A 24,448-nucleotide genomic window follows, 5' to 3' on the forward strand; every position below is an offset into this window, starting at 1 on the left:
AAATCAATAAAAATGGCAATAGTAATGACAATTTACAATTGCAATTGAAAAAATTAATAAGCTTTTGAAATTGAAATTGTTATTACTTATTTCTTTCTTTCAATCACGTAGTTCACCATGATGGTCAAGGCCGTTTTAAAATCAGAATCGGGGTAACACTCTAATAACTGTAAGGCTTCCTGCTGAAATTCGACCATTTTTTGTTCGGCATAAGCTAAACCGTTATTATTTTTCACAAAAGCAATCACTTCTTTAACGCGTTTTTTGTCTTTATTGTGATTTTTAATCGAATTGATTAACCAGGATTTTTCTTTTGGTGAGCAATGATTGAGAACATAAATCAGCGGCAGCGTCATTTTTTGTTCTTTGATGTCGATTCCGGTTGGTTTCCCAATCGCATCATCGGTATAATCAAACAAATCGTCTTTGATTTGGAAAGCCATTCCAATCAATTCTCCAAACTTTCGCATATTCTCCACCTGCGCTACATCTTCCGAAACCGATTTGGCTCCCAAAGCGCAACAGGCAGCAATAAGTGTAGCGGTTTTTTTTCGGATAATTTCGTAATAAACGGATTCTGTGATGTCCAATCTTCTGGCTTTTTCGATCTGCAATAATTCGCCTTCGCTCATTTCGCGCACAGCGACAGAAATAATTTGAAGTAAATCAAAATCGCCGTTATCAATAGAAAGTAACAAACCTTTGGACAACAAATAATCACCAACTAAAACAGCAATCTTGTTTTTCCACAAAGCATTTATAGAAAAAAATCCGCGACGACGATTACTATCATCCACCACATCGTCATGCACCAAAGTAGCCGTATGAATCAATTCAATAACCGAAGCACCACGATAAGTTCGCTCATTAACCGTTCCACCGGAAATCATCTTAGCCGTAAGAAACACAAACATCGGTCGCATTTGTTTTCCTTTACGATTGACAATGTAATAAGTAATTCGGTTTAACAACGCCACTTGTGAAGACATCGATTCATAGAACTTTTTTTCAAAAAGTTCCATTTCCTTGAATATGGGCTGTTTTATTTGAGAAGTAACATTCATTTGGTTTTCAAAGATACTATTTTATATAAAAAAGACATTCTTTTTTTAAAACTCTTAGTATTATTATCAATAGATTTATACTATAAAACTAAAAATTGCGTTTAATGTAAAAAAAATTGGCTCATTAAACCAATAAAAGATTTTAATGTCTTACCTAAAACCAAAAAACCGAAGCATTATGAAAACAAAATTTTTAATAATTGGATTTTTTGCCGCTCTCACTTTTTTCAGTTGTAGTTCTAATGACACTACTGCCGACAGCACCGCCGTTTCTTCCAATGATGTAGCCTTAACGGCAAAAATTGACAGCTCGTTAGAAGACATTGACGCCATTACCGAAGATCAGTTTAGTGCTCAACAAAGCCTCACAACCCGAATTGACGGTTACCGAAAAAGCATTTTACCAAGTTGTGCTACCATTACCACAGTGTTAACCGATAATGTATGGACTCGAACCATCGATTTTGGAGCAGAAGGTTGTACGCTGGCAAACGGAAATACCATCAAAGGAAAAATCAGTATCAGTTTCACCAATGATTTCAGTACCAATACTCTCGCAATCAATACTACTTTTGAAGGATTTTATCATAACGGCAAACTTATCCAAGGAAGTAAAAGCATCACTTACACCAAAGAATCTACTGCTTTACAGGAAGAAATCCATCCGGTGTTAAGCCATACCATCGATCTTTCTATCACTTTTGACGACGGAAAAACGTATGAAATAGCAGGTAACCGAATTCGTGAAATGGTTGAAGGCTACAGTACTCCTTTAGAATGGAACGACAATATTTTTATGATTTCAGGAGACAGCAGCATCACTAAAAAAGACGGAACGGTAATTACTTGTGAAATCACTAATCCGTTGCGCTACGAAATGAGTTGTAATTCGCCATTTCCGGTTGCCGGAACCAAAATAATCACAAAGAATGATACTACAGCCACTTTAGATTTTGGAACCGGAGAATGTAATAATCTGGCATCGCTTACTCTTGATGGTGTGACTACCGAAATTACCTTAAAAAAATAAAATCCTAAAAACGAAAAAGCATTCGGTTATTGATAATTTACTTCAATAATCGAATGCTTTTTTTATTTTATTGCAAAAAAAATTAAGCTTCTTTGTTTGCCAATTGCCCACAGGCAGCATCGATATCTTTCCCCCGGCTTCTGCGTACTTTTACCACAACTCCAATAGATTCCAGTCCTTTAATATAAGCATTAATTGCTTCTTCCGAAGCCTGCTGAAATTCTCCGTCGTCAATTGGATTGTATTCAATTAAATTGACTTTACAGGGAACATATTTGCAAAAACGAACCAAAGCATCTACCGAAGCTTTGTTGTCATTTATTCCTTTCCAAACCACATATTCGTACGAAACCTTACTTTTGGTTTTTTTATACCAATATTCTAAAGCTTCACGCAAATCAGCCAACGGAAAATTTTTAGAAAAAGGCATTATTCGGGCTCTGATTTCGTCAATAGCCGAATGCAGAGAAACCGCCAGCTTGAATTTCACCTCATCATCAGCCATTTTTTTAATCATCTTTGGAATTCCCGAAGTTGAAACCACAATACGTTTGGGCGACATTCCTAATCCTTCTTCCGAAGTAATCATATCAATCGCTTTCATCACATTATTGTAATTCATCAGAGGTTCGCCCATTCCCATAAAAACAATATTGGACAAAGGATGATTAAAATACAACCGACTTTCCCGGTCAATAGCCAACACCTGATCATAAATTTCGGCCGGTTCCAGGTTACGCATTCGTTTTAATCGGGCAGTGGCGCAAAAATTACAATCCAAACTGCAACCCACCTGACTCGAAACACAGGCAGTAGTTCGGGTTTCAGTAGGAATCAAAACCGATTCCACCACCAAACCATCATGCAAACGAACTGCATTTTTTACCGTTCCGTCATCCGAACGCTGCATCGTATCTACTTTGATATGATTGATTACAAAATGTTCCTCAAGCATGTTACGGGTTGCTTTTGAGATATTGGTCATATCCTCAAAACTGTGCGCGCCCTTGCTCCACAACCATTCGTAAACCTGATTTCCGCGAAAGGCTTTATCTTTATTTGCCACAAAAAATTGACGTAAATCTTCTTTAGATAAGGCTCGTATGTCTTTTTTCTCAATCATGGTGCAAAGTTAGCAAGTATTTACAAAATCGACTCTAATCTAAAGAAACTTTAAAATTGATTTTTGAGTACAAAAAAAATAAAATTCCCTCACCATAAAACCACCAATAATCGTTTAAAAAATTGAAAAAACGTATAACTTCTGGAAATTTTTCTATAGCTTTTTTATATTAAAGAGACCTAACTAATATTTTTACTGTCGTGACAATATAACCCCTTTGCAGTTAAAAGGCTCGTTCAGAAACATTAAATCCTTTACCTCACTATAATCAATTTGTAATACAGAAGCTGTCAGGTTTGAAATTTTACCTTCAAATGGAGAGGAACAACTGTTACCAGTAATCGTTTTCGCTTTGCTATCTAAGAAAAAGGAACCACAACCAACATTGTTGATATTAATACAATCTGCTTGATACACAAAATTGAAAATAACATAATTACTATTTATTTGAATATAATCTCTCTTAGATGTACAAATATTATTATGTTCAACAATACTCCCATCTGATTTGATAACACTTTTGATATACCAAATCCCAGAAAGATTATAATTATTTATCTCTAATTGTTTCTCCACTCCAGTCTCGTCCTCTGTCTTGCTACATGCAAATGAAATTAGTACCATAACTACACTCGCAATTAATTTTATTTTTCTCATACTTTTTAGATACACGTATTTTATCAACAATAATTACAGGATTTAAATTACAAATATAACAACATGTTTGACAAATTAATCTATTTCAAAAAAATCACATTGAACTACATTTCAAAAAAACAAAAAAATGAATTCATTGATTAATACAACAAATAAACATATTATTAAATTTTGTAATTTTGTATCTAAATCCTTAACTATGGGACTTCCAGAATTAAAACGAAAAATTCAAATGCAAATTGAAAATGCGGACGAACGTTTATTACGTATCGTTTCATCAGTTTTTGATAATTATCTGAATGACACCACAACTGATGATTCCGTTTCAAATTCAATGAGTTTCTCTGAAAAAAAAGCAATAGAAGAAGCACTCATTCAAGTCAAGGAACATCAAACTATTCCTCATGAAATGGTAATGGAAGAAACCAAAGAAAAATATTCCAAATATTTCAAGAATGAAAATTGAATGGACTTTGCTATCCAAAAATGATTATTGGAAAAACATCGAATATCTGGAAATTCATTGGACAGAAAAAGAAGTTCTAAATTTCATAAAAGAAGTAGATTATTCTCTTAATTTATTAGCAAAAGGGAATATTATTTTCACACCATCTGATTATACCAATGTTTACAAAATGGTTATTATCAAACAAATCACCATTTATTACACCATCAAAGACAAAACCGTTTACCTATTACGATTTTGGAACAACCATCAAGACTTAAGTAATTTTAAACTAAAATAATGCATTTTATTTCCCAAGAATTAGAAGACTACATAGAACAACATTCTGAAAAAGAGCCCGAATTATTAGCCGCTTTAAACAAAGAAACCTATCAAAAAGTTCTTTTACCGAGAATGCTTAGCGGACATTTTCAGGGACGTGTTTTAAGTATGTTATCCAAATTAATTCGTCCGGAAAATATTTTGGAAATCGGAACTTACACTGGTTATTCTGCCTTATGTTTATGTGAAGGAATGCGCGAAAACGGCGTTTTGCACACCATTGACATCAAAGAAGAATTGGTTGATTTTCAAAGAAAACATTTTGACAAATCACCTTGGGGAAAACAAATTGTACAGCATTTAGGCGAGGCTGTTGACATTATTCCAACGCTTGATTTAAAGTTTGATTTGGTTTTTATAGATGCCGACAAGGAAAATTACCTAAATTATTTTGAATTAATTGTTCCGAAAATGAATAAAGGAGGTATTATTCTTTCTGACAATGTGCTTTGGAGCGGAAAAGTTTTAGAACCTTTAAACCCAAAAGATATCAGTACCAAAGTTTTACTCGAATACAATCAGTTATTAAAAGAAGATCCAAGAGTAGAAACGGTTTTACTTCCTATTCGCGACGGATTAACCGTGAGCAGAGTACTTTAAAAAAGCAAAAAACGCACATTCTGAAAATTTTGAAGTGCGTTTTTGTTTATTGTCTTTCCACAAAAAATTAAAGCGGAAAATATTTTATTTGCGTAAATTGATAAATCCTGAAAACAAATAAACCGCTAAGCATCCCAAAAAGATAACCACATAAAATATCGATTGGATAATGCAATCCCAAATAAATACGACTGTAAGCAAAAATTAACGGCCATAAAAAAAGGAAAAAAACATATTTAAAGTAAGGCTTAAGCAACAAATAAATAAACATAGCTGCCGCCATACTGTTAGCCGCATGACCGGAGAAAAAACTAAAGGAAGAACGGGATTGTACAATTCTTATGACACCCTTTATATCCGGATTATTGCAAGGTCGCAACCTTTGCACCGTGTACTTAAATAAATTAGTACATTGATCGGTAATTAGAATTAAAAGCGCAATAAACAACAAAACATATAAAGTTTGTCTCTTTCCTATTTTTTTATAAATAATATAAAACAGTAACAAAAAAAACGGAATCCAATTGATTTGCTTCGTAATAAAAAGCCACAAACCATCATAGGAATCTGAACCTAAGCCGTTCAAATAAACAAATAACTGTGTATCTAAAGAAAGGAGTTTTTCTAACATTACAGACTGCGTTTTACCGGACCGGTGATATCTTCAATATCCTCTTTAACTTTATTAGCCTGAACTACGGTATCTCCTAAAAGATCTTCAGAAACTTTATTAATTTGAGAATTAATTCCGCCGGTCATTTCGGATAAGGATTTAGCATCCAAACCGTTTTCTTCGGCTCCTTTTTGAATTTCATTCTTTATATCATTGGTCGCATTTTTTAATTGCGCCATAGCTTTACCCATAGTACGAGCCACTTCGGGTATTTTATCTGAACCAAAAAGCAACAATACCACAAACATTATAAAGACTAATTCTCCTCCTCCAATACCAAACATATGCTGTTATTTTTTTTGGCAAATATACCAAATTTAAAAAGTTCTATTTTTAATTTTTTCATAAAATAAGCCTCTTAACTAATTAACTTAAGGACTTTTTTACGAACTAATTTTTATCTGTATTGTGTGATTTTTTTATACTCTTCGTTCTTTGTAATTAAAAAATCCATCAGTCTGAATTCCTCACTTGGCTGCATGAATACTCTTGATTTCGAATCATTTTCACAATAAATTAAAAACAGTTTAATTTCATCATCCTTTAAATGCAAAGTGTTTGAAAAAAACGAATAATTCACCTTATTCATCACTACTTCCGAAAAACTGGTTTCTTTATAAAAATCGGTTTTCTGAGGATTTTTTGCCCGCAAAACCCCTAAAACATCCTTATAAATTCGCACAAAATCCATTCCGTTTTCTATAGTCCCGTTTGGCGGCATCAATCGGTTTTTAGGCGAAGATTTTTCGTCATCAAAATATTTCAAATCCACATATTTCTGAGTATTTCCCTGAATAGGATTCAGCTCTTTTTTAGCCCGAATAAGAACTTCTGCCAGCTCATTTGTAAAAACATCTAACTTGACAATTAATTTTGCCCCTATAAAATCACCTTCACTAAGCACTATTTTTTTAGACTTAAATGCCAGACTGGAAAAAACCAATGTATCGTTGACTTTAGCCAAAACACTAAACGAACCATAAGGATCAACCACCGTTCCTACATTAGAATTAACATTAAAGACAATCACATTTTCCACAGGCACCAAATCATTCCTAACCTGTCCTTCAATGATTTTCCGGGCGCCAATTTGACCAAAAGAAAATTGCATTAAAAAAAGAAAAAACAAAACGGTTACTTTAGTTTTCATAAGCGGTTATTTTATTGTAATCTTTCGCCAAAGAAAGAATATAAAATTTAGATAATGTTTTATTTTTCTCCTTAAGTGAAGTTACAAAATCATTATTTTCAATACAAAACAACTGAAAATCTCTTATATAATCTTTCCGAATTTTTAAAGTTTCGGTATAAAAATGTTCTTCAAAAAGATATTCCATCTTAGCCATCAACTGCTCTTTTTCGGAAACCGCCAATTCTTTTTTCAATCGGGCAGTTTTTCCCGACATCCAATTCAAAGGACGATCCAGTAAACCAGACCTGGCAGTGTACAATCTTCTCTCGGCAACCGTATATTTTTTTGCAGGCTTGGAAATAATCCCCAAATTTTCGGCGGTAATTCGGGTTTCTTCCTTAACCACAACTTCTTTCAACGGAATACTTTCGGTTTGCAATTGAATTTTCAACACTGATGATTCTAAATCGGCCGAAACTATCTTTTTACGTAAAGTTACAAGATTTACCGCAGAAAAAACCAAAACATCGCCTTCTTTTAGCACAAGAACGAAGTTCCCGCTTCGGTCACTTGAAGTTGCTTTTTGAGTGTTTTCGTTCAACACATTCACTCCTTCAACAAAAGTGGAATCGACACGAATGATTCCGTGAATTTCTTTTCTGTTTTTATTTTGACAAAATACCATCTGACAAAATAAAAAAAGGAGTAAAAAATAGCTGTTATTCATTTTCACAAGCAATTATCCCTTTGTATTTTTCGGCTAATTCTCCTAACAAAAATGCAATGGTAGTCTTGTTTTTTGTATCTAATATTTTGGTAAATTGTTTATTATCCACCGCATAAAATTCGAAGCCTTTTACATATTCCAAAGGTAATTGTAAAGTTTTTACAAAATGTTCCTGATCAAACATTTTTTCCAACATGGCCATATAAGCTTCTTTCTTCTCTACTTCGATTTCCTTTTTTAGCATCGCTGTTCGTCCGGAAATAAGATTCAATATCGGATCCAGTCCCTGCGGATTCATTTTGTACGAAGCCGCCGTTGCATATTTTCGTTCGGCAGGCGTGTATTTTTTTTGATTCAAAGGAATAATTCCTAATGATTCAGCAGTAATGCTATTATAATTTCTAATCACAACTTCATTCAATTGATGCGCAACCGCAACCAAATGCACATTTAGTATTTTGTCTTCAAAATCTTCTTGTCCCAGAACAATTTCTTTTCGTTTAAATTGTAATCCTGAAAACACCAAAGTATCGCCAACCTTAGCCTGAATAACAAAATCTCCGTTTTCATCGGTTAAAACCAGATGTTCGGTTCTCGTATCAATAACCGTGACTCCTTCTAAATTGACCACATAAGCATTCACCTTCCCTTTTACAACAAGAGCATCAGCACTTTGCCCAAAAGAAGCAACAGCAAATAACATCAAAAAAGAAAGGAATATTTTTTTCATCTCACTGTATTTCAAAAGATAAAATTAGAATAGGCAACTCCCAATTAATTACTAAGAGGCTGATAAAAATTTGTTAATTAAACCTCTTCAATAAAACAGCTATTAATACCTTTGCTCAAAAAATATTCAGAATGAAAAACATACTTTTAGCAAGCACCTCAACCTTATACGGCAGTGGTTATCTGGAATATTTATTACCGGAATTAAAAACACACTTTGCCAACTGCAAATCGATTTTATTCATTCCTTATGCCAGACCAGGCGGAATTACGCATGAAGAATATACTCAAAAAGCCGTTTTGACTTTCGCCCAAATTAACATTGAAGTCAAAGGAATTCATGAATTTGAAAACCCGGCATTAGCTATTCAGGAAGCAAAAGGCATTTTTACCGGTGGCGGAAACACTTTTTTATTGGTAAAAGAATTATACCATAACAAAATTATGACCACCCTAAAAGAAACTCTGGAAAAAGGAACACCTTATTTAGGAACCAGCGCCGGAAGCAATATAGCAGGTCTAAGCATGCAAACCACAAACGACATGCCTATTGTATATCCACCAAGTTTTCAAACTTTAGGACTAATTCCTTTCAACTTAAATGTACATTATTTAGACAAAGAGGAACAATCTACACACATGGGAGAATCACGCGAAACCCGAATTAACGAGTTTCATCAATTTAATAATTTTCCGGTTTTAGGTTTAAAAGAAGGAAGTTGGCTAAAAATAAAAGAAGGCAAAATCTTTTTAAAAGGAGCTTTATCAGCCAAATTATTCCGAAAAAACCAACCTCCAATTGAGATAACACCAGAAACCGAATTGAGTTTCCAATAAAAAAGCCCCGATTTGAGTCGGGACTTTTTTTGAACTTAACAAAAAACCTGTTTAAAACAAAAAAGCCTCAAACAAAAAATTTAAGGCTTTACAGAGCGGAAGACGAGGCTCGAACTCGCGACAACCAGCTTGGAAGGCTGGAGCTCTACCAACTGAGCTACTTCCGCATTTCGGGTGCAAATATAATTATTATTTGCTAACCAACAAATTTTATTTCAATAAACCAATAACTCTTGGTTTTAACCAGAGCGGAAGACGAGGCTCGAACTCGCGACAACCAGCTTGGAAGGCTGGAGCTCTACCAACTGAGCTACTTCCGCATTGCGGGTGCAAATATAAAGAATAAGTTAAGTTTAAAACAAATTTTTTTAGCAGATTTTTTATTTAAATCTATAATTAACTTATAACCTTTTTAAAATTAAATTGTTAGATTTTTATTTTTTTAAACAAATCTAAATCAGAAAATACTTTTTAAGCAAAATTCAATCAAATTATACTTGAAAAATATTTATAAGAGTCGGAAGGATAATAAATAAACAGACAGCTTTTATCCTTTATCGTACGGATTAACTCGTCTGTAACAGCAAGCGGAACCGCTGGACAACCCAAACTCCTGCCTAAACGCTGATTATTTTTTATAAAAATATCCGAAACATAACTGGCACCATGAACTACAACCGCTCGATTGCGCGCATTATCATTAATTCCTTTTTCCAAACCATCTAATCGCAATGATTTCCCATGCTTACCATTATAAATTTCTCCGGTTACATAAAAACCCAAACTGCTTTTATACGATTCTGCTTTATTGGAAAAACTACTTGCAAACTCCTCACCTGTATTTTTGCCGTGCGCCACAAGTGAATGAATTAAAATACTATCTGAATCCAAGTCAATCACCCAAAGTCTTTTAGTATTTGACGACAAACTAAAATCAATTAAGGTAACAATATTTTTAGTCACTAATCCCTGAGCTTTAAGTTTATAAAAACCTTCCAAAGCTTCTTTAAAACTTTCTAATTTAGGCAAACTAAAACCAGACGTATGCAACTTACTATAAATTTCTTCAATACCTGACCCCTCACCTTCCTTCAACACCTTTCTTTTTAAAACAATCTTTTTTTCAGCCGTCTTTGGCAAAAAAGCAGTAGCAGACATTAACAAAAAAGACAATCCCAAAAAAAACAAAACCCTCTTACAAACCATTGATTACTATTTATTTAGATTAATTTTATTGATGCCAAAAATATAAAAAAAGATCACAAAAAAAAATCTTAAACCTCACTATAAGAATGTTTTAACTTTACAGTAGTTTTTTAATTACAAAAAACGATGTTAAAAAATTGTTAATCTGACTAATTTTAGTATTTTTGCTTGACTATTATCTCATTATATGGCGTCATTTCGTTTACCCATTTATTGTTTTTTCGCCTTACTAAACCTAAGTGTTTTTGCTCAAAAAAAAACACTATTAGCTAAACCAAAGGACGGAAACATAAATATTGATGGTAGAATAGACGAAACCGAATGGCAAAAAAACAATGAAATTGCTTCTAATTTCATCATGTATACTCCGGACAACGGTAAAAACATTGATAAAGAAAAAGAAACTCAGGTACGGATTCTTTATGACAATGATGCTATCTATATTTCTGCGACTTTAAACGACAACGAACCCGAAAAAATTCAGCGCGAACTTACCGAAAGAGACGTTTTTGGTATAGCAGATAATTTTGCTGTTTTTATCAATGGTTTTAATGACGGCCAACAAGATTATCGTTTTTATGTAAGTGCCGCAGGAACTCAGATGGATTGTTTAGCCACTGAAGATAACGAGGATTTTAGCTGGGATGCTATTTGGCAAAGTAATGCAAGAATCACAAATAAAGGATGGGAAGTAGAAATAAAGATTCCTTATGCCGCTATTCGTTTTCCAAAAAATGAAAAACAAGTTTGGGGGATTAACTTTGTTCGCGAAATCAAAAGGACTACGCAAAAATTCTCCTGGAATCCTATTAACGCAGAAATCAAAAATGTTTTAACCCAATGCGGGCAATTAAAAGGCATAGAAAACATAAGTCCGTCTACCCGACTTTTCTTTATTCCCTACACCTCAGCCTATTACCAAAAAGATGATTTCAACTCTGACAAAACCATAAAAGCAGGTTTAGATATCAAATACCGAATTAATGATGCTTTCACGCTAGACGCTATATTGGTCCCTGATTTTGGGCAAACAAAATTTGACAATGCTATTCTAAATTTAGAGCCTTTTGAACAAAAACTAAACGAAAACAGACCGTTTTTTACCGAAGGAACAAATTTATTCAATATTGGAAATATATTTTACTCCCGAAGAATCGGTGGAAGCCCAACTGTGAGTCAATCAAAAGTAGAATCAAATCTTCCCACTAATGAAAGCGTCACAAAATACCCAAACAATGTTAACCTAATCAACGCTATAAAAATTTCCGGAAGAACCAAAAATGGTCTTGGAATAGGTTTTTTGAATGGAATTACTGAAAAAACATTTGCAACTATAACAAATTCCGAGACAAACGAAACAAGAAAAAAAGTAATTGAACCACTTGCTAATTACAACATATTAGTATTTGATCAACGTTTCAGACAAAATTCTTCTGTTTCTATCATCAACACTAACACTACCAGAAACGGAAATTATAGAGACGCAAACGTTACCGCTTTAGTTTTCGACTTAAACACCAAAGCAAACTCTTATAATCTCTCCGGAGACTTTAGATACAGCACCATCAATGACACCGAAGACTATGACGGATTCAAAACCTCTTTAAATTTTGCTAAAACCAGTGGAAAGTACAGATACTTACTTACCGGAAAATACACATCTAAGCAATTTGATTCTAATGATCTTGGCATATTGTACTATTACAACTATTATAATGGTTATGTTAATGGAAGTTATAGAATTTTAAATCCAACCAAACTTTTTAATAGTTTTCTGATCGAGCAAGAGGCAAACTTTGACCTGGACAATTCAACTAACAAGATTCAAAACACCAGTTGGTTTCAAACTACTGTAGCTGCTACAACACATAATTTATATAATTTTGAAATGGGATTTAACATCGTTCCATTTGAAACATTTGATTTTTATCTGCCTCAAAAAGATGGCAAATACATTTACAACCCAAGGGTGATTTCTGCCTATCTAGGTATGGAATCCAACAAAAACAAAAACCTGACTTTTAACATCACTCCTTCGTTTTTAAAATTTGATGAAAAGAACAGATTTACATACAGAATTTACGCAGGACCTAAATACCGATTCAACGATAGATTTTCATTAGCATTTACAACCGATTACACTAATGAAGCTAACGCAATAGGCTGGGTAGAAACCAATGACACAAATATAATTTTTGCAAAACGAAACAGAGAAATTATTCAAGCAGATTTAACTGGAAAATATGCAATTAATAACAAAATGACATTTAATCTTAAAGTAAGATACTATTGGTCATATTCCGAAAACCATGACTATTTCACACTAAAAGACAATGGTTACTTAACCCCAAATAACAGCTACAATAATAATAAAAACAGAAATTTAAACTCCTGGAATTTAGATTTCTCATACACTTGGTGGTTTGCTCCCGGAAGTCAACTCTCGTTATTATACCGAAACTACGCTCAGGAAGAAACCAATATGGTAGAGAAAAGCCTTAACAAAAATCTCAATTCCATCTTCAATTCTAATATGACAAATATCTTCTCAATTAGTTTGCGCTATTTCATTGATTACAACTCCCTGAAAAATAAATTCTAAAGTGCATTTATTTTAATAAAAACTACCTTCGGTAAAAAAATTATCATTTTTAGTATCGCTAAATTTCCGAATACATAATAGTTATTTGATTCCTAAAGAAAATTTTAGAAATAATCTATCTTTGTCGAAAACTAAATAACAATGAACAAAAAAGTAATTTTAATGATTTTGGACGGTTGGGGAAAATCACCTGACCCAAAAGTTTCTGCAATTGATAATGCAAATGTTCCGTTTATAAACAGCCTTTACCAAAAATACCCAAGCGCACAATTACGAACTGACGGTTTACACGTAGGTTTACCGGAAGGACAAATGGGAAATTCAGAAGTTGGACACATGAATTTAGGTGCCGGCAGAATTGTTTATCAGGATTTAGCTAAAATCAATTTGGCTGTTGCCAATAAAACTTTAGCTCAGGAACAAGTACTTAAAGATGCTTTTCAATATGCAAAAGAAAACAACAAAAAAGTCCATTTCTTAGGATTAGTTTCTGACGGAGGAGTTCACTCACACACTTCTCATTTGCGTGGTTTAATCGACGCTTCTCAGGATTACGGATTAAATCAGGTTTTTGTACACGCTTTCACTGACGGAAGAGACGTTGATCCTAAATCAGGAAAAAAATACATTCAGGATTTAGAAAACTATATTGCTAATACTTCCGTAAAAATAGCTTCAGTTATCGGACGTTACTACGCTATGGATCGTGATAAACGTTGGGAAAGAGTAAAATTGGCTTACGATTTAGTGGTTCACGGAAAAGGGACTCCTACTCACAATATCGTTACTTCAATTGCTACCAGCTACGGAAACGACATCACCGATGAGTTTATTGAACCACTGGTTGCTGTAGATGCTAACGAAAAACCTTTAGCAACTATAGAAGATGAAGATGTAGTTATTTTCTTCAACTTCAGAACTGACAGAGGTCGTGAATTGACTGAAGCTCTTTCGCAACAGGATTTCCACGAACAAAACATGCACAAATTGAATTTGTACTATGTTACCTTAACTAATTATGATGAAACTTACCAAAATGTAAAAGTAGTTTACAACAAAGACAACATTACTGAAACATTAGGAGAGGTTTTAGAAAAAGCAGGCAAAAAACAAATTCGTATTGCCGAAACTGAGAAATACCCGCACGTAACTTTCTTCTTCTCCGGAGGCAGAGAAACGCCTTTTGAAGGTGAATCCCGTATTTTGAGAAATTCTCCAAAGGTTGCCACATACGACTTACAACCGGAAATGAGTGCTTACGAATTAGCTGATGCACTATGCCCGGAATTAGAAAAAGGAACAACTGATTTTGTTTGCCTTAACTTCGCTAACGGTGACATGGTAGGACACACGGGTATTATGGAAGCCGCTATCAAAGCCTGTGAAGCAGTTGACAAATGTGTCGAAAAAGTAATCACTACCGCTTTGGCAAATGGATATTCTACCATCGTAATTGCCGATCATGGAAACTGCGAAACGATGATTAACCCTGACGGAAGTCCAAATACAGCGCACACCACAAACCCGGTTCCTTTTATTTTGGTTGACAACGACCAAATAGCTATTCAGGACGGTGTTTTAGGAGATATTGCTCCAACAATTTTAGACTTGATGGGAGTAGCACAACCGGCTGCTATGTCCAGTCATTCCTTATTAACAAAATAATTTGAAAAGATAAAACAACTGAAAGCTGTCCAAATCCGGGCAGCTTTTTTTATTCCCTGCATTTGATTTTAAAAGTTACTATAAAATTGTACTTTTGCAAATCGAAAATTAAAAATATGATCATAGTAAAATCCCGTGAAGAAATAGAATTAATGCGCGAAAGTGCTTTAATCGTATCCAAAACATTAGGTATGCTGGCTTCTGAAGTCAAAGAAGGCGTAACTACTTTACATCTTGACAAATTGGCTGAAGAATTCATCCGCGATCATGGTGCCGAACCAAGTTTTCTTGGGTTATACGGTTTTCCAAATTCACTTTGCATGAGTCCTAATGCTCAGGTTGTTCACGGAATTCCAAATAATACTCCTCTTGTTAGCGGTGATATTATCTCTATCGATTGTGGGGCTTACAAAAACGGATTTCACGGCGACCATGCCTATACTTTTGAAGTTGGAGAAGTAGCTCCGGAAACTAAAAAATTATTACAGGTTACTAAAGAATCCTTATATGTTGGAATGCGCGAATTCAAAGCAGGAAACCGCGTAGAAGACGTTGGAAATGCAATCCAAAAATATACCGAAGCACATGGATACGGAGTGGTTCGTGAATTAGTAGGCCACGGTTTAGGAAAAAAAATGCACGAAGACCCTGAAATGCCTAATTATGGTAAAAAAGGTCGCGGAAAACTTTTTGTTGAAGGAATGGTTATTGCTTTAGAGCCGATGATTAATCAGGGAACACGCAACATCAAACAATTAAAAGACGGTTGGACAATCCTTACTGCTGACGGAAAACCATCCGCTCACTTTGAACACGATGTAGCTCTAGTAGATGGAAAACCGGAATTACTTTCAACTTATGCTTACATCTACAAAGCTTTAGGTATTAAAAGTAATGAAGAAGATGAGTTCAGAAAAGTGCCTTTAGTTATCTAAACACAGATTTCACAGATTTCCACAAATTAAAAGTTATTCTAAAAAATATGGAAAATTTTTATTTAAAAGAAGAAACTTATCGAATAATTGGAATCTGCATGGAAGTCCACAAAATATTAGGAAAAGGACATAGTGAAAAAGTTTATGGTGATGCTTTGGAATATGAGTTCCAAAAAAACCAAATTCCTTATTCGCGTGAAGTAAAATACAATATCGAATATAAAGAAATCATTTTACCCACATACTATTATGCTGACTTTGTTGTTTTTGAAGAAATTATTTTGGAATTAAAAGCAATCAAAGAACTTACTAGTAGTGAAGTAAAACAAACTCTAAATTATCTGGCTGCTTCAAAAAACAAAGTTGGTTTATTAGCCAATTTCGGAGAAGACAGCTTAAAATACAAACGAATAATACTATAATTAATTTACTATCATTAAACATATCTTTTTCAAAACACAATCTGTGATAATCCGTGAAATTTGTGTTTAATTTTTTTTACAAATAATCTGTGAAATCATTATTTAAACTTATCCTAAATACCATCCCTCGCCCCTTACTTATTCGTTTAAGTTATGTGGCGCGTCCTATTATCGCATTTTCATTAAAAGGAACTAAATATACCGATCCTATCGACGGAAAAAGTTTCAAATCGATGTTGCCTTATGGTTATGAAAACCAAAGAAACAATGTACTTTCACCTAGTACACTTTCACTGGAAAGACATCGCCTACTTTGGTTATACCTAAATGAAAAAACCGATTTTTTCACAGCACCAAAAAAAGTATTACACTTTGCTCCTGAGCAGGCTTTTTACAAATTGTTCCGTAAGCAAAAAAATCTGGATTATACTACAACTGATTTATTTTCACCCTTAGCAGATATAAAAGCAGATATTTGTAATTTACCATTCAAAGACAATCAATACGATGTTATCCTTTGCAACCACGTTTTGGAACACATTCCTGACGATACTAAGGCCATGCAGGAATTGTATCGCGTGTTAAAACCAGGCGGTATGGCCATTTTACAAATTCCGCAAGATTTAAAAAGAGCAACTACTTTTGCCGATGACAGCATCACTGATCCAAAAGAGCGCGCTAAAATATTTGGACAATACGACCACGTTCGTATTTACGGCCGCGACTATTTTGACAAACTAAGAAACATTGGTTTTAAAGTAACCGAAGAGGATTACACTAACGAAATCAGTCCGGAATTAGTAGAAAAATATTGCCTCGCCAAAGGAGAAATCATTCCTGTTTGCTTCAAATAATTCACAAAAGAGAACCAGAAACGGCATAATATTCTATTGCTTATTTTGTTATATTTACACCAAGCAATCACATAATTATGCCTAAACCTTTTCTTTTTGGAATCTTATGGCTTTTCATTTTTAATACAGCAACCGCTCAAATACAAAATGAAACAGCTCCGCCTTATCATATCAAAACCATATCTTTTGTCCAAAACAGTCAAAATGTAGTTCCTATATTTGAATTAGGCAGCTCTTTCGAATTCCAGTTTGATGACCTCTATGGAAATGAAGCTAATTATTATTACGAAATCATCCATTGTGATTACAATTGGAATCCGTCAACTATTCAAAAAAACGAATACTTACAAGGTTTTGATAATCAAAGAATTCAAAACTACACGAATTCCGTTAACACTTTACAAATCTATTCGCACTATAAATTAAATTTTCCAAACCAGTTTACACAACAGTTGCGACTAAGTGGCAACTATTTGCTCAAAATCTTAAACGATGACCGCGAAGTAGTTTTTTCACGAAAATTTATGCTTTACGAAGACCACGCATCAGTTCCTTTACAAATAAAAAGAGCCCGAAACGTTAATTTAATAGAATACAAACACAACTTGGATTTCTCGATAAAATCCAACAGTATTACTTTTCAAAATCCTTTAAAAAATATCAAAGTAACATTACTTCAAAACGGCAATTTCAGCACTGCAATAAACAATATTAAACCACAATATACCGTGGGAAATGATTTAATTTACAAATACGACAGCGAAACCCAATTTTGGGCTGGTAATGAATTCCTTTATTTTGAAAACAAAGACATCCGCGTAGCCGCTAACAATGTGGCGCGAGTGGATGCCAGTACAGACATTTACAACAGCTACTTATACACCAACAACGCCCGAGCCAACTTCCCTTACACTTATTTTGAAGATATAAACGGAAATTTTTTAGTCAAAAATTCGAACGCTACGAATAATGAAACCGAAGCCGATTATGCCTGGGTTTATTTTAGCCTTTCGGCTCCCACCTTCCGACTCAACAAAAACATTTACATCGTCGGAATGTTTAACAACAATACTTTATCCCCGGAATACAAAATGGATTATGATGAAAAAAAAGGAATTTATGAAAAAGCCATCTTAATCAAACAGGGATTTACCAATTACAAATATGTCATCGCCGATAAAAATGAAAAAATTGATAACGAAAATGCCATCGACGGAAATTTCTACCAAACTGAAAATGAATATACTGTTTTAGTTTATTACAAAGAAAACACCGGACGCTATGACAGAATCATTGGAAAAGGCACCGCCAGCTCCCTAAATATCATCAACTAAAAAAAAATTAAAAATTAACAAATGCAAATGAAAATTTTGTAATTTTGCCCTTATTAAACACTGTTTTAATATATTAATCATGGTTTCTCAGATAACAAGAGGCATAAAAATCACCGTTTTGACTAGTTTTGAAGGCACTTACTTCAAGAACTACAAGATTCATTTTGCCTTTAGTTATCAAATCACCATCGAAAACCACAGCAAAGATTCTGTACAACTTACTTCCCGACACTGGGAAATTTTTGACTCTTTAAACAATATTGAAATTGTTGACGGGGAAGGTATTATTGGCAAAAAACCAGTTTTAAAACCAGGCGAAAACCACACTTACAGTTCCGGATGTTTACTTTCTTCTCCTTACGGAGCTATGAAAGGACATTTCAATATGATTAATTTTACCAATACTAAAACCTTTAAAGTAATTATCCCTACTTTTAGGTTGTGTGCTCCTTTTGCTTTAAATTAATTACTCAGTTAACATTTTAAAACTTATTTATAACTCTTTATAAAAGTTTTAAGTAATCCTTTTGTATTTTTGTTAGCATACCTTTATTCTTAGTTTTTGAATAAAATATTTCTAACCTTATCTAAAACTATTAGATAAAAAAAACAAAAAACAATGCTAAAAGGATTTTTCAATGTACCAAAAGCTGTTAACGAACCAGTAAAAAACTACGCTCCTAATTCTCCTGAAAAAGCGGCAGTATTAGCTGCTTATAAAAAGATGTGGAATGAGAAAATAGATGTTCCTTTGTACATCGGTAATGAAGAAATCAGAACCGGAAACACCAGAAACATCACTCCGCCACACGACCACAAACACATTGTAGGAACTTATCATCTTGCCGAGAAATCACATATTGAAAAAGCAATTTCGAATGCTTTAGCATCAAAGACAGCCTGGGCAAATATGGCCTGGGAACAACGCGCTGCTATTTTCTTAAAAGCTGCCGAATTGATTGCCGGACCGTACAGAGCCCGCATCAATGCTGCCACGATGATTGGTCAGTCTAAAAACATTCATCAGGCCGAAATTGACGCTTCCTGTGAATTGATTGACTTTTTGCGTTTCAACGTAGAATTCATGACTCAAATTTATAACGATCAGCCTAATTCAGATTCCAGCATTTGGAATCGCTTAGAATACCGTCCGTTAGAAGGTTTCGTTTACGCAATTACACCTTTTAACTTTACTGCTATTGCGGCTAATCTTCCTGCCAGTGCAGCAATGATGGGTAACGTAGTGGTTTGGAAACCTAGCGACAGTCAGGTTTTCTCTGCCAAAATTATCATGGATATTTTCAAAGAAGCCGGACTTCCGGAAGGCGTTATCAATGTAGTTTTTGGTGATGCCTTAATGGTTACCGAAACGGTTCTGGCCAGTCGCGACTTTGCCGGCTTGCATTTTACCGGTTCAACTCATGTATTCAAAGACCTTTGGGCTAAAATCGGAACTAACATTCATAATTATAAAACATATCCAAGAATTGTAGGCGAAACCGGAGGAAAAGATTTTGTTATGGTACACCCAAGTGCTAATGTAAAACAAGCCGTAACCGGAATTGTGCGTGGCGCTTTCGAATTTCAGGGACAAAAATGTTCAGCTGCCTCCAGAGCTTATATTCCGCAGAGTTTATGGCCTGCTATAAAAGAGCAAATGACCACAGATATTCAATCTATGAAAATGGGTTCTCCGGAAGATTTTGGCAACTTTATCACTGCCGTAATCCACGAAGGTTCTTTTGACAAATTAGTAAGCCATATTGAACAAGCCAAAAAAGACGTTGATGCCGAAATCATCATTGGTGGAAACTACGATAAATCAGTTGGTTATTTTGTTGAACCTACGGTTATCCTGACTACCAATCCAAAATATGCAACTATGGAAACCGAATTGTTTGGCCCTGTTCTTACTATTTACATATATGAAGACGCTAAATGGTCGGAAACTTTGGAATTAATCGATCAAACATCCGATTACGCGCTTACCGGAGCTATTTTCAGCAGAGACCGTTATGCTATTGAAGAAGCTACCGTGAAATTGCAAAATGCAGCCGGAAACTTTTACATCAATGACAAATGTACCGGAGCTGTTGTAGGTCAGCAACCTTTTGGTGGTGCCAGAGCTTCGGGAACGAATGACAAAGCCGGTTCGGCAATGAACTTGTTGCGCTGGGTTTCACCAAGAACTATCAAAGAAGTTTTTGTCAGCCCTGAAAATTACAGATATCCGTTTTTAGGAGAGTAAGATTTATGATTACAGATAACGATTTGTGATTTATGATTTCCCTGCACAATTTTAGATTTTTTGAAATCGTGCAGGGTTATTTTTAAAACCTTTTTTTATTTCAAATAATTTATCGAATTTAATTTTATCGTTCTTTTAACTTTTGGCAAAACATCCAACAATTCAGAACTATCTAATATTAAATTTGTAATAAAATACTCCTTTTTATCAATTGAAATTAATTTCACAAAATCATATTCGCTAGTAAGATTTTTGGAATCTTTTGTAGAAATATTAAATTCTATCATTTTTAAATTCTGATCATTAAAGACTATAGATCGATTTTCATCTCGATTTTTAATTATTATCTTATTGTTTTTAAAATCAATACTAATTTCACGTTTTTTATCATTGAAATAATATTGAAAAAACAATTTAAATACTGTTCCAAAATAATAAACCGAATATAAAGAAATTAACAAAAATCCAATTCCAACACACCCAAGTTTTAAGTTATTACTAAAAAACCCTCTAAATGCATGTACAGTTATAAAAATAAAACTTCCAAGAAGAAACAATAACAACAAATTGAACATTGTCCTCGTTATCAATTTAAAAATTGAAATCTTATAATATTTAATATCCATATTATTCTGATTCTTATAATAATTCTTAAACTACAAACTTCAATGGCAAATGCACTACTTTCTTAGTTTCAAAGAATTCATCTTCAAAGAAATCAGCTAAATCATATTGCGTAGCTTTTGGAAAATCTTTTAATTCCTCGGTTAAATCACCTCCTTTTAAGTACAGAATTCCGTTTTTCAATTCGTGTTTTTGTTGTTTCTTGATTTTGGTTTTTACCCAGGAAACAAAATCAGGCATATTCGTTACCGCACGGCTCACAATAAAATCGAAATCCCCTTTTACGTTTTCGGCACGTGTTTGCTCTGCTTTTACATTTTTAAGTCCTAAAGCATCGGCAACACCCTGTACTACTCTTATTTTTTTGGCAATAACATCTATCAGATAAAAACGGGTTTCAGGAAATAAAATCGCCAATGGAATTCCGGGAAAACCTCCTCCGGTTCCCACATCAAGTACATAAGTTCCTGGTTCGAATTTCATGATTTTAGCAATTCCTAAAGAATGCAAAACATGTTTAGTGTACAAAGAATCAATATCTTTTCGGGAAATTACATTTATTTTTTCGTTCCAATCGTGGTATAAAAAATCCAGTTTTTGGAATTGTTCTTTTTGAATATCGGTTAAATCTGGAAAATACTTCAGAATCTCATCCATGGTTTTAATTTTTTAACAAAAGTACTATTTTTAAGTTTGAAATATTTAACTGAATTTTGCCGAGTTAAAAATTATAAATAATTATCTTTGAACGCTATTTTTGAATTGTATGAATACTAACGCACCTACATTTGCTAAGCAAGACAAACTAAAGTTTTTTAGAACGCTTAACTCGCGGGTAAACAATTACTTCAAAGAAAATAACATTTCAAAAGCGGGTAATTGGAAACTGCATTTAAAAGCGGTCATCCTTTTTACTGTCTTTCTGGTTCCTTACTTTTTAATCCTAACCCTTGATATGCCTTTTTGGGCGCACCTACTTTTAACCATCGTTATGGGCATTGGTATGGCCGGATTAGGGATGAATGTGATGCACGATGGCAATCACGGTTCGTATTCCAATAAAAGTTGGGTTAACAAAATTATGGGAGGAACCATTTATGTTTTGGCCGGAAATGTCTACAACTGGCAGGTGCAGCATAATGTTCTACACCATACTTATACTAACATTCCCGGACATGATGAAGATTTAGATGCGGGTAGAATTATCCGTTTTACTAAAAGTGCCAAATGGCACCGCTTTCACCGTTTTCAACATTACTATTCTGTTTTTCTATACGGATTATTGACTTTCAATTGGGCGATTACGACTGATTTTAAGCAAATGAGAAACTACATCAAAAGAAAATTATCTTACGGCGAGCCTAAAAGTCCTAAAATTCTTTGGACAACCTTAATTATTACTAAAATAATTTATGCAGCCATTTGGATTGTATTGCCTATTGTCATTGGAATTGTTTGGTGGAAAGTACTTGTTGGATTTTTTGTAATGCATTATACAGCAGGATTAATTTTAAGTATTGTTTTCCAATTAGCTCACGTTGTAGAAGAAGCAGAAAACCCTACTCCAAATGAATTAGGAGAAATGGAGAACACCTGGGCAATTCACCAATTGTTCACCACGACCAATTTTGCTCCAAAAAACTGGTTGGTAAACTGGTATACCGGAGGTTTGAATCACCAAATTGAACATCATATTTTCCCAAATATCAGTCACATTCATTATGGTAAAATTGCAAAAATTGTTCGCGAAACCGCACAGGAATGCAACCTGCCTTATTATGAATACAAAACCTTGAGAAGTGCCGTAATTGCACATTTCAAACATTTAAAAGAATTAGGAACAAACCCTGAAATGGCGTAGCAGAAAACGTTCATTTTAGATTTATAAATAAAAACAAATAATTAATCTCCCTTATCGGGGCTATACATTTTATTAATGAGTAATCCACTTTCAGACAGAATTAACAATCTTGCTACATCACAAACATTAGCAATGGCAGCTTTGGCTAGAGAATTAAAAGCGCAAGGTAAAGACATCATCAGTTTAAGTTTAGGAGAACCTGACTTTAACACGCCAGACTTCATCAAAGAAGCTGCTAAAAAAGCGATTGACGAAAACTACAGCACTTATTCTCCGGTTGACGGATATGCTGAATTGAAAGATGCTATCTGCAGAAAATTCAAAAGAGACAACGATTTAGATTACAAACCTGCTAACATTGTAGTTTCTACAGGTGCTAAACAATCTTTATACAACATTGCTCAGGTAATGTTAAACGACGGTGACGAAGTAATTTTACCAGCTCCTTACTGGGTTTCTTATTTCGAAATCGTAAAATTATCAGGTGGAGTTCCTGTAGAAGTTCCAACTTCTGTAGAAACAGATTTCAAAATCACACCGGAACAATTAGAAGCTGCTATCACACCAAAAACTAAAATGATGTGGTTCTCTTCTCCATGTAACCCTTCAGGATCTGTTTACAACAGAGAAGAATTAACAGCTTTAGCTAAAGTTTTAGAAAAATATCCAAATATCTATGTAGTAGCTGACGAAATCTATGAGCACATTAATTTCTCAGGAACTTTCTGCAGTATTGCTTCTATCCCCGGAATGTTTGAAAAAACAATCACGGTTAACGGAGTAGCAAAAGCTTTCGCCATGACAGGATACCGAATTGGATACATTGGAGCACCGGAATTTATCGCAAAAGCCTGTACTAAAATTCAAGGTCAGGTAACTTCAGGAGCCAACTCTATCGCGCAACGTGCTACCATCACTGCGGTTGATGCTGACCCATCGGTATTAAACCACATGGTTCAGGCATTCCACAAACGTAGAGATTTAGTGGTTGGATTATTGAAAGAAATCCCAGGAATTAAAATCAACGTTCCGGAAGGAGCCTTCTACGTATTCCCGGATGTATCTTCTTTCTTTGGAAAAACATTAAGAGGAAAAGAAATTAAAGATGCTAACGATGTATCTATGTACCTTTTAGCGGAAGCTAACGTAGCCACCGTAACTGGTGATGCTTTTGGTAACCCAAACTGTATTCGTTTCTCTTATGCTACAAGCGACGATTTATTGAAAGAAGCTTTAAAAAGAATTAAAGACGCTTTGGCAGGATAGTCAGAAAATCTTAATTGATATTAAGAAGCTCCAAGGAAACTTGGGGCTTTTTTTGTTTTTTTAAAAATAAAA

Annotated in this window: 26 protein-coding genes and 2 tRNA genes; 15 read left to right on the plus strand and 13 right to left on the minus strand. The window is 34.2% G+C overall.

The features are described from left to right. Nucleotides 1–86: 86 nt before the first annotated feature. Entirely contained in the window at nucleotides 87–1,064 is a 978-nt protein-coding gene (locus H599_RS0100615; RefSeq protein ID WP_026712342.1) for a polyprenyl synthetase family protein, read from the minus strand. Nucleotides 1,065–1,242: 178 nt separating this feature from the next. Between H599_RS0100615 and H599_RS0100620 the strand changes: the two genes are divergently transcribed. Further along, nucleotides 1,243–2,094: a hypothetical protein gene (locus tag H599_RS0100620; protein WP_026712343.1), complete on the plus strand. Its 852-nt coding sequence runs from the start codon at nucleotides 1,243–1,245 to the stop codon at nucleotides 2,092–2,094. An 82-nt stretch (nucleotides 2,095–2,176) separates the two neighbouring features. Here H599_RS0100620 and rlmN read toward each other — a convergent pair whose 3' ends face one another. After that, nucleotides 2,177–3,217, minus strand: coding sequence for a 23S rRNA (adenine(2503)-C(2))-methyltransferase RlmN (rlmN, locus tag H599_RS0100625; protein ID WP_026712344.1), 1,041 nt, complete (start codon nucleotides 3,215–3,217; stop codon nucleotides 2,177–2,179). Nucleotides 3,218–3,409: 192 nt separating this feature from the next. Then, the gene (locus H599_RS0100630; RefSeq protein ID WP_155960708.1) at nucleotides 3,410–3,874 is read right to left on the minus strand and encodes a hypothetical protein; all 465 of its coding nucleotides are present in this window, start codon (nucleotides 3,872–3,874) and stop codon (nucleotides 3,410–3,412) included. 199 nt (nucleotides 3,875–4,073) lie between these two features. Between H599_RS0100630 and H599_RS0100635 the strand changes: the two genes are divergently transcribed. From H599_RS0100635 to H599_RS0100645, 3 genes are read left to right on the plus strand one after another with little or no spacing between them, the layout of a single operon-like run. After that, nucleotides 4,074–4,340 carry a hypothetical protein gene (locus tag H599_RS0100635; protein WP_026712346.1) on the plus strand — a complete coding sequence of 89 codons (267 nt, stop codon included), beginning with the start codon at nucleotides 4,074–4,076 and terminating at the stop codon, nucleotides 4,338–4,340. Next, entirely contained in the window at nucleotides 4,330–4,620 is a 291-nt protein-coding gene (locus H599_RS0100640; RefSeq protein ID WP_026712347.1) for a type II toxin-antitoxin system RelE/ParE family toxin, read from the plus strand. The genes H599_RS0100635 and H599_RS0100640 overlap by 11 nt, the downstream gene beginning before the upstream one ends. Beyond that, nucleotides 4,620–5,261: an O-methyltransferase gene (locus tag H599_RS0100645; RefSeq protein WP_026712348.1), complete on the plus strand. Its 642-nt coding sequence runs from the start codon at nucleotides 4,620–4,622 to the stop codon at nucleotides 5,259–5,261. Before H599_RS0100640 ends, H599_RS0100645 begins: the two co-directional genes overlap by 1 nt. A gap of 67 nt (nucleotides 5,262–5,328) precedes the next feature. Here H599_RS0100645 and H599_RS0100650 read toward each other — a convergent pair whose 3' ends face one another. The 5 genes from H599_RS0100650 to H599_RS0100670 all read right to left on the minus strand — a co-directional run bounded on the left by H599_RS0100650 (nucleotide 5,329) and on the right by H599_RS0100670 (nucleotide 8,523). Continuing rightward, nucleotides 5,329–5,892, minus strand: a complete 564-nt coding sequence (locus tag H599_RS0100650; RefSeq protein ID WP_026712349.1) for a phosphatase PAP2 family protein — start codon at nucleotides 5,890–5,892, stop codon at nucleotides 5,329–5,331. Next, nucleotides 5,892–6,218, minus strand: a complete 327-nt coding sequence (locus H599_RS0100655; RefSeq protein WP_026712350.1) for a Sec-independent protein translocase subunit TatA/TatB — start codon at nucleotides 6,216–6,218, stop codon at nucleotides 5,892–5,894. The genes H599_RS0100650 and H599_RS0100655 overlap by 1 nt, the downstream gene beginning before the upstream one ends. Before the next feature lie 113 nt (nucleotides 6,219–6,331). After that, on the minus strand, nucleotides 6,332–7,084 hold the full coding sequence (locus H599_RS0100660; protein WP_026712351.1) for a peptidase associated/transthyretin-like domain-containing protein: 753 nt from the start codon (nucleotides 7,082–7,084) through the stop codon (nucleotides 6,332–6,334). After that, nucleotides 7,074–7,793, minus strand: coding sequence for a carboxypeptidase-like regulatory domain-containing protein (locus H599_RS0100665; RefSeq protein ID WP_051590608.1), 720 nt, complete (start codon nucleotides 7,791–7,793; stop codon nucleotides 7,074–7,076). The genes H599_RS0100660 and H599_RS0100665 overlap by 11 nt, the downstream gene beginning before the upstream one ends. Continuing rightward, complete coding sequence (locus H599_RS0100670; RefSeq protein ID WP_026712353.1) at nucleotides 7,786–8,523, minus strand: peptidase associated/transthyretin-like domain-containing protein; 738 nt, start codon at nucleotides 8,521–8,523, stop codon at nucleotides 7,786–7,788. The genes H599_RS0100665 and H599_RS0100670 overlap by 8 nt, the downstream gene beginning before the upstream one ends. A 131-nt stretch (nucleotides 8,524–8,654) precedes the next feature. Here H599_RS0100670 and pepE point away from each other — a divergent pair, with 131 nt between their 5' ends. Further along, nucleotides 8,655–9,359, plus strand: a complete 705-nt coding sequence (gene pepE, locus H599_RS0100675) for a dipeptidase PepE (protein ID WP_051590587.1) — start codon at nucleotides 8,655–8,657, stop codon at nucleotides 9,357–9,359. A gap of 94 nt (nucleotides 9,360–9,453) precedes the next feature. Here pepE and H599_RS0100680 read toward each other — a convergent pair. The 3 genes from H599_RS0100680 to H599_RS0100690 form a co-directional block, all read right to left on the minus strand. After that, nucleotides 9,454–9,526: transfer RNA gene (locus H599_RS0100680), tRNA-Gly, on the minus strand. A gap of 80 nt (nucleotides 9,527–9,606) precedes the next feature. After that, nucleotides 9,607–9,679: transfer RNA gene (locus tag H599_RS0100685), tRNA-Gly, on the minus strand. A 166-nt stretch (nucleotides 9,680–9,845) separates the two neighbouring features. Then, nucleotides 9,846–10,565 (minus strand): murein L,D-transpeptidase catalytic domain family protein, encoded by a 720-nt coding sequence (locus tag H599_RS0100690; protein WP_026712355.1) that lies wholly within the window; start codon nucleotides 10,563–10,565, stop codon nucleotides 9,846–9,848. Between the two features lie 187 nt (nucleotides 10,566–10,752). On the opposite strand from H599_RS0100690, the gene H599_RS0100695 reads away from it, so the two are divergent. From H599_RS0100695 to pruA, 8 genes are all read left to right on the plus strand, one after another. Then, entirely contained in the window at nucleotides 10,753–13,167 is a 2,415-nt protein-coding gene (locus H599_RS0100695) for a DUF5916 domain-containing protein (protein WP_026712356.1), read from the plus strand. 141 nt (nucleotides 13,168–13,308) lie between these two features. Continuing rightward, nucleotides 13,309–14,832, plus strand: a complete 1,524-nt coding sequence (gene gpmI, locus H599_RS0100700) for a 2,3-bisphosphoglycerate-independent phosphoglycerate mutase (protein WP_026712357.1) — start codon at nucleotides 13,309–13,311, stop codon at nucleotides 14,830–14,832. A gap of 116 nt (nucleotides 14,833–14,948) precedes the next feature. Continuing rightward, entirely contained in the window at nucleotides 14,949–15,767 is an 819-nt protein-coding gene (gene map / locus H599_RS0100710; protein WP_026712358.1) for a type I methionyl aminopeptidase, read from the plus strand. Nucleotides 15,768–15,814: 47 nt separating this feature from the next. Further along, nucleotides 15,815–16,189: a GxxExxY protein gene (locus H599_RS0100715; protein ID WP_026712359.1), complete on the plus strand. Its 375-nt coding sequence runs from the start codon at nucleotides 15,815–15,817 to the stop codon at nucleotides 16,187–16,189. Between the two features lie 89 nt (nucleotides 16,190–16,278). Then, nucleotides 16,279–17,043 carry a class I SAM-dependent methyltransferase gene (locus H599_RS0100720; protein WP_026712360.1) on the plus strand — a complete coding sequence of 255 codons (765 nt, stop codon included), beginning with the start codon at nucleotides 16,279–16,281 and terminating at the stop codon, nucleotides 17,041–17,043. Between the two features lie 77 nt (nucleotides 17,044–17,120). Then, nucleotides 17,121–18,377, plus strand: coding sequence for a type IX secretion system plug protein (locus tag H599_RS0100725; RefSeq protein WP_026712361.1), 1,257 nt, complete (start codon nucleotides 17,121–17,123; stop codon nucleotides 18,375–18,377). Between the two features lie 79 nt (nucleotides 18,378–18,456). Next, entirely contained in the window at nucleotides 18,457–18,843 is a 387-nt protein-coding gene (gene apaG, locus H599_RS0100735; RefSeq protein WP_026712362.1) for a Co2+/Mg2+ efflux protein ApaG, read from the plus strand. A 153-nt stretch (nucleotides 18,844–18,996) separates the two neighbouring features. Further along, the gene (pruA, locus tag H599_RS0100740; protein ID WP_026712363.1) at nucleotides 18,997–20,625 is read left to right on the plus strand and encodes an L-glutamate gamma-semialdehyde dehydrogenase; all 1,629 of its coding nucleotides are present in this window, start codon (nucleotides 18,997–18,999) and stop codon (nucleotides 20,623–20,625) included. Between the two features lie 95 nt (nucleotides 20,626–20,720). On the opposite strand, the gene H599_RS0100745 is transcribed toward pruA, so the two are convergent. Then, nucleotides 20,721–21,251 (minus strand): hypothetical protein, encoded by a 531-nt coding sequence (locus H599_RS0100745; RefSeq protein WP_162174240.1) that lies wholly within the window; start codon nucleotides 21,249–21,251, stop codon nucleotides 20,721–20,723. Nucleotides 21,252–21,276: 25 nt separating this feature from the next. After that, nucleotides 21,277–21,906, minus strand: coding sequence for a 16S rRNA (guanine(527)-N(7))-methyltransferase RsmG (gene rsmG, locus H599_RS0100750; protein WP_026712365.1), 630 nt, complete (start codon nucleotides 21,904–21,906; stop codon nucleotides 21,277–21,279). A gap of 109 nt (nucleotides 21,907–22,015) precedes the next feature. On the opposite strand from rsmG, the gene H599_RS0100755 reads away from it, so the two are divergent. Together H599_RS0100755 and H599_RS0100760 are read left to right on the plus strand one after the other, a co-directional pair. Then, nucleotides 22,016–23,110 carry a fatty acid desaturase family protein gene (locus H599_RS0100755; protein ID WP_026712366.1) on the plus strand — a complete coding sequence of 365 codons (1,095 nt, stop codon included), beginning with the start codon at nucleotides 22,016–22,018 and terminating at the stop codon, nucleotides 23,108–23,110. A 75-nt stretch (nucleotides 23,111–23,185) separates the two neighbouring features. Beyond that, entirely contained in the window at nucleotides 23,186–24,376 is a 1,191-nt protein-coding gene (locus tag H599_RS0100760) for a pyridoxal phosphate-dependent aminotransferase (RefSeq protein WP_026712367.1), read from the plus strand. The last annotated feature ends 72 nt before the right edge of the window (nucleotides 24,377–24,448 follow it).

Origin of the sequence: Flavobacterium daejeonense DSM 17708, assembly GCF_000425425.1 — a bacterium.
GTDB lineage: Bacteria > Bacteroidota > Bacteroidia > Flavobacteriales > Flavobacteriaceae > Flavobacterium > Flavobacterium daejeonense.

Coding starts and splice junctions, on each gene's coding strand:
- H599_RS0100615 (WP_026712342.1), bottom strand. CDS start 1,064: ATGAATGTTACTTCTCAAATAAAACAGCCCATATTCAAGGAAATGGAA.
- H599_RS0100620 (WP_026712343.1), top strand. CDS start 1,243: ATGAAAACAAAATTTTTAATAATTGGATTTTTTGCCGCTCTCACTTTT.
- rlmN (WP_026712344.1), bottom strand. CDS start 3,217: ATGATTGAGAAAAAAGACATACGAGCCTTATCTAAAGAAGATTTACGT.
- H599_RS0100630 (WP_155960708.1), bottom strand. CDS start 3,874: ATGAGAAAAATAAAATTAATTGCGAGTGTAGTTATGGTACTAATTTCA.
- H599_RS0100635 (WP_026712346.1), top strand. CDS start 4,074: ATGGGACTTCCAGAATTAAAACGAAAAATTCAAATGCAAATTGAAAAT.
- H599_RS0100640 (WP_026712347.1), top strand. CDS start 4,330: ATGAAAATTGAATGGACTTTGCTATCCAAAAATGATTATTGGAAAAAC.
- H599_RS0100645 (WP_026712348.1), top strand. CDS start 4,620: ATGCATTTTATTTCCCAAGAATTAGAAGACTACATAGAACAACATTCT.
- H599_RS0100650 (WP_026712349.1), bottom strand. CDS start 5,892: ATGTTAGAAAAACTCCTTTCTTTAGATACACAGTTATTTGTTTATTTG.
- H599_RS0100655 (WP_026712350.1), bottom strand. CDS start 6,218: ATGTTTGGTATTGGAGGAGGAGAATTAGTCTTTATAATGTTTGTGGTA.
- H599_RS0100660 (WP_026712351.1), bottom strand. CDS start 7,084: ATGAAAACTAAAGTAACCGTTTTGTTTTTTCTTTTTTTAATGCAATTT.
- H599_RS0100665 (WP_051590608.1), bottom strand. CDS start 7,793: ATGAATAACAGCTATTTTTTACTCCTTTTTTTATTTTGTCAGATGGTA.
- H599_RS0100670 (WP_026712353.1), bottom strand. CDS start 8,523: ATGAAAAAAATATTCCTTTCTTTTTTGATGTTATTTGCTGTTGCTTCT.
- pepE (WP_051590587.1), top strand. CDS start 8,655: ATGAAAAACATACTTTTAGCAAGCACCTCAACCTTATACGGCAGTGGT.
- H599_RS0100690 (WP_026712355.1), bottom strand. CDS start 10,565: ATGGTTTGTAAGAGGGTTTTGTTTTTTTTGGGATTGTCTTTTTTGTTA.
- H599_RS0100695 (WP_026712356.1), top strand. CDS start 10,753: ATGGCGTCATTTCGTTTACCCATTTATTGTTTTTTCGCCTTACTAAAC.
- gpmI (WP_026712357.1), top strand. CDS start 13,309: ATGAACAAAAAAGTAATTTTAATGATTTTGGACGGTTGGGGAAAATCA.
- map (WP_026712358.1), top strand. CDS start 14,949: ATGATCATAGTAAAATCCCGTGAAGAAATAGAATTAATGCGCGAAAGT.
- H599_RS0100715 (WP_026712359.1), top strand. CDS start 15,815: ATGGAAAATTTTTATTTAAAAGAAGAAACTTATCGAATAATTGGAATC.
- H599_RS0100725 (WP_026712361.1), top strand. CDS start 17,121: ATGCCTAAACCTTTTCTTTTTGGAATCTTATGGCTTTTCATTTTTAAT.
- apaG (WP_026712362.1), top strand. CDS start 18,457: ATGGTTTCTCAGATAACAAGAGGCATAAAAATCACCGTTTTGACTAGT.
- pruA (WP_026712363.1), top strand. CDS start 18,997: ATGCTAAAAGGATTTTTCAATGTACCAAAAGCTGTTAACGAACCAGTA.
- H599_RS0100745 (WP_162174240.1), bottom strand. CDS start 21,251: ATGGATATTAAATATTATAAGATTTCAATTTTTAAATTGATAACGAGG.
- rsmG (WP_026712365.1), bottom strand. CDS start 21,906: ATGGATGAGATTCTGAAGTATTTTCCAGATTTAACCGATATTCAAAAA.
- H599_RS0100755 (WP_026712366.1), top strand. CDS start 22,016: ATGAATACTAACGCACCTACATTTGCTAAGCAAGACAAACTAAAGTTT.
- H599_RS0100760 (WP_026712367.1), top strand. CDS start 23,186: ATGAGTAATCCACTTTCAGACAGAATTAACAATCTTGCTACATCACAA.